Raw genomic sequence first — 4,164 nt, 5'->3', positions numbered from 1 at the left:
ACAACTTGTTTTTTAATCAAATTGTCCAAGGTGTTTGTTCATGTTTCTCGTTGTTTAATTTACAAGGTACACCGCCGACTGCTTGACCCTCAACCGCTTTCGCGTTTGTGTCTCTTGCAGACAGCTCCGATATAATACCATGCATACCTCCTTTTGTCAAGCACTTTTTTCGACTAATTTCAATCTTTTTTGTGCATACGATATCTGGCGTTTTCACGCGCTACACGGCACCATATCTTGTTTTGAGACATGCTCCTGTGCAGTTCTTCTTGCCTACACAGGAGCATGGGTTTCAATTTTCCGTCTTCCTTTCTTCCCGTTCCAGCAGGACCGTCGCCAGAAAGATCGCGCGGTACTTCCCGGCAAAGAGGCCGCCCAGCACGAGCAGTCCCATGGCGGCCAGCACCGCCCCGGCCAGCAGATAGCGGTTGCCCCAGCCCGTCAGGAAGGCCGCTCCGAAATCGCCCAGCACAAAGGCCGCGATCACGACCGCCAGCGCCAGCACGAGCAGGGCCGTCGAAACGGCAGATGCCCGCCGATAGGCCCGCTGCGCCGCCGCACAGTCCTGCTCAGAATAGCTCGCCGCCTCGATTCGTTTCCACTCCTCGGGCTTCTCGCGCCGGAAGTCCTCGCAAAGCTCCGAGAGCAGCCTGCGGGAGGTCTTTTCCCCCGGTGCGGCCAGCGCGGCGCGCACCGCCTGCGGATCCCACTGCATAGCCGTCACCGGTACTGGATCTTCATGCCCTTGACATGAAGCGGGTTGATCGGCACGATGACGCGGTCGCCGGGCTTGCACTCGATGCCGCGCACGTCCACGGCGATATGCAGCATGCCGATCTGGCCGACGACACGGCATTTATGTCCGTTGACCTCCACGAGCGGCAGGGCGCGGAAAAAGATCCCGCGCAGGCCGCGCAGAATGAGGCTCAGGCAGTCGCGGAAGCGTGTGATGCCGCCGTCGCAGCGCTCGCGGAAGCCGTTGTACCAGCCGATGGGGACAATGGCAACCGGCGTATCCTCACGCGCAGTCCACATGGCGCCGTAGCCTGTCGGGTGGCCCTTCGGCAGGACGCGCAGCTCCTCCACATGCGCCTCGGCATAGCCGACGGGGCGCAGCTTTGTGTGGAAGGGCACACGGCCAAGAATGGCCGAGCCGAGCCGTACGCCATCGCAGTGCATCTCCGGAAAGCGCAGGAAGGCAGACGAGTTGCAGCAGTGCACCGTCCCGGTCTCGAAGCCGGCCTCGCGGATGGCCGAGACCGTCTTCTGAAAGGTCTCGAATTCCTGATGCGTGAGCTTTTTGCTGCCGAAGGCGCAGTTGAAGTGCGTATAAACGCCGCTGACCGCGATATTTTTCTGTTCACGGTAGACGCCAAGGATGTGATCCATATCCTCCGGCAGGAAGCCGTAGCGGCCCATGCCGGTGTCGATCTTCAGATGAGCCTCGACGACGTCCGCGCGCTCAGCCGCAATGGCGTTGATGGCGCAGGCCGTCTCCCACGAGCCGATGGTCAGAATGACCCGCAGGTCCATCAGGCGGTTCAGCTCCGCCGGGTCGCCGGTGGAGCGCAGCATCAGGATCGAAGCATCCTCAAAGCCGTTTTCGCGCAGAAGCTCCGCCTCGCGCACCTCGGTCACGCAGAAATGGTCGATCCCGGCCTCCGCCAGATGGCGGGCCAGCGGCAGCACGCCGATGCCGTAGCCGTTGCCCTTGAGCACGGCCCAGACGGGGACGCCGTTTGCCATTTTCTGCAGCAGTTCGATATTATGGGAGAGGGCTTCCTTCTCCACCACATAGGCCTTCATGGGCGCACCTCACTTTTTACGGTTTTTCAGCAGATAGAGCTTCGCGTTGAGATTCTTATAGAGCACGCTGCCCTTTTCGGCGATAAGCCACGCCGTGCGCTTGAGCACGAGGTCGTACTCGCCGACAAATTCCGTGAAATCTCCGCCGAAGCCTTTTTTGAACTTATACAGGCCATACAGGGGGTTGTCCTCCGAGATATCGCCGGAAACGCCGCGGAAATCATAGACGCTGCAGCCGGTCTCAACGGCCCACTGGATCATGCTCCACTGCAGCAGATAATTCGGCATGAGGTTGCGGTGCTCGTTCGAGCTTGCGCCGTAGAGATACCACACCTTGTCGCCGTAATGGATGGCCAGCGTACCCGCGATGGGCTGGCCCTCGTGGAAGGCCATATACAGCCGCGCGTGCTCGCCGAGGTTGTCGAGCATGTTGGCAAAATACTCCGGCGGACGGGTGACGAAGCCGTCGCGCACGCCGGTCGTGAGCATGATGCGGGCGAAATCCGGCACCATTTCCTTGCCGCAGACGCGCACCTCCACGCCCTTTTTCACGGCGAGGCGGATGTTATAGCGCCACTTCTGGTGGAACGAGGCCATGAGCTCGTCCTCCGTGCGGCCGTTGAGCCAGAGGCGGAAGACGAATTTCGGCTGAATCGCCTCGAAATTCTTGCCGCCGTGGCGCGTGCGGAAGCCGAAGTCCTCGAGCATGCGGCGGAAATCCTCGTTTTCCACGGGGACGTCCGGGTCGATCTTGATGACATAGGCCTTATATTCCTTCGCCAGCTCGCGGGCGGCGGCGACAAGCTCGCCGAACGTCTCGCGGTCGTCAAGATCGCAGACGGGGCCGCGGCAGGCGTAGAGCATCGTTTTGTGGATATAGGGCATGGTGCGGATCAGGAAGGCGATGCTGCCCCGGATCCGGCCGTCCGCGCCGCGCGAGACGATGGCGCGCCACTTCCACGCGGGCTTCTGCTTGGCCCAGAGGGAGCTCTGCGCAAAATGTCCCTTCGGGTGGCTCTGCACAAATGCCTCGTATTCCGCGAGGGTGGATTCCTGAATCAATTCGGTCATGATACATTCTCCGTTATTCCATAGATATACAGCTACAGTGTAGCACACTCCGCCCGGCAATGCAAGCAAAAAGACGATGACAAACGCAGGCCCGGCGGGGGGCGCCGCCAGGCCTGCGTCTTTTTCCTTATTTCCAGGTAACGCCCTCAACCGTGGAGGACGTGATGACCGTGCGGCCCGCCGGGAAATCGTAGAACCGCTCCGTTTCGTCGCTGCCGGGAGCAAACTGGCGGAGCGTGAACGCCGTGTCCGACTGAATGACGACGTTTCCGTTCCGGTATGTGACCGTGACCTCCTGCGAACCGGCCGCCTTTATGGTCAGCGTCGTCTTGTCCTCGCAGCCGTAATCGAATAGGAGGCTGTACTCCATGTCGTCCCCGCGCAGCCTGCACGACTCCGCGTCGATCTCGAACGTCAGCTCGCCGTCCTCGGCGTAAGTCGCGTCCAGCTGGCATTCCACGGCATCGCTGTGCAGCAGGAACTCCGTGGACGCACTTTCTATGACCGGGTTATATTGCGAATGCAGCGTCAGGGACGTCGTGCGCGGAATCTCGTAAGCAACCAAATGTGTGATATATAATTGTGTGGCATATAATTCGCCAAACTCCATAGTCGTGGCGTCGTTGTCAAAGCCCAGCTCCGGATCGCCCTGCAGACGTTCCCCCGCCGCGTTCGTCAGGCTGTCCGCTGAGCGTTCTGCAACAAAGACGACCGGGTTGAACGCCTGCTTTTCGCCGCACCCGGCCAGCAGGAGCAGCAGCGGCAGCAGGGCTGCAAATATCAGAAATTTACGGGTTTTCATGCGCGTTTCTCCTTTCCGTCTGTTCCTTCCGGTTATTTGGCAATGTGCCTCTCGGTAAATCCAGAATACCACATTTTATTTTTTTGTCAATATTTTTGCAGAAAATATCCAGTTAATTTCAATAATATGCAGAATATGCAGGAAGGTATGTGGTGATTCCGTGGCGCGAGGCAAACAGGCTTGTCATTCCGAGGAGCGAAGCGACGTGGGAATCTCGGGTAGGCAGTTGCAGTCCGTACAGGCCATCGTTAAAACAGCGTGCACCGATTACGTCTGTAGCGGCGGTCACTGCGCAGCCGTTGGCGGCTTTGCCGCCTTACGGATGCGGCGTACCCTTTACGGGTAGTGACCGCCATGGGCAGTCGCAGGTATTGCAGTAGTAATTCGGCGGCGTAAGACAAACAGGTTTGTCATTCCGAGGAGGCCGGAGGCCGACGTGGCAATCTCGCAGAAACCAGTTGGACAACAGGCAGGCCTCGGCGAAT

At 59.3% G+C, this 4,164-nt stretch carries 4 protein-coding genes; all 4 read right to left on the bottom strand.

The window, feature by feature from the left end; genetic code table 11:
• Positions 1 to 292 precede the first annotated feature (292 nt).
• The gene (locus WMO66_RS06355) at positions 293 to 715 is read right to left on the bottom strand and encodes a hypothetical protein (RefSeq protein ID WP_349135553.1); all 423 of its coding nucleotides are present in this window, start codon (positions 713 to 715) and stop codon (positions 293 to 295) included.
• Between the two features lie 5 nt (positions 716 to 720).
• Positions 721 to 1,806 (bottom strand): alanine racemase, encoded by a 1,086-nt coding sequence (alr, locus tag WMO66_RS06350; RefSeq protein ID WP_349135552.1) that lies wholly within the window; start codon positions 1,804 to 1,806, stop codon positions 721 to 723.
• A 9-nt stretch (positions 1,807 to 1,815) separates the two neighbouring features.
• Positions 1,816 to 2,877 (bottom strand): lipid II:glycine glycyltransferase FemX, encoded by a 1,062-nt coding sequence (locus WMO66_RS06345; RefSeq protein ID WP_349135551.1) that lies wholly within the window; start codon positions 2,875 to 2,877, stop codon positions 1,816 to 1,818.
• 127 nt (positions 2,878 to 3,004) lie between these two features.
• Positions 3,005 to 3,679, bottom strand: a complete 675-nt coding sequence (locus tag WMO66_RS06340) for a hypothetical protein (protein ID WP_349135550.1) — start codon at positions 3,677 to 3,679, stop codon at positions 3,005 to 3,007.
• Positions 3,680 to 4,164: the final 485 nt, after the last annotated feature.

Origin of the sequence: Faecousia intestinalis, assembly GCF_040096185.1 — a bacterium.
GTDB lineage: Bacteria > Bacillota > Clostridia > Oscillospirales > Oscillospiraceae > JAZOXB01.
This window is presented reverse-complemented; position numbering and strand designations above follow the sequence as displayed.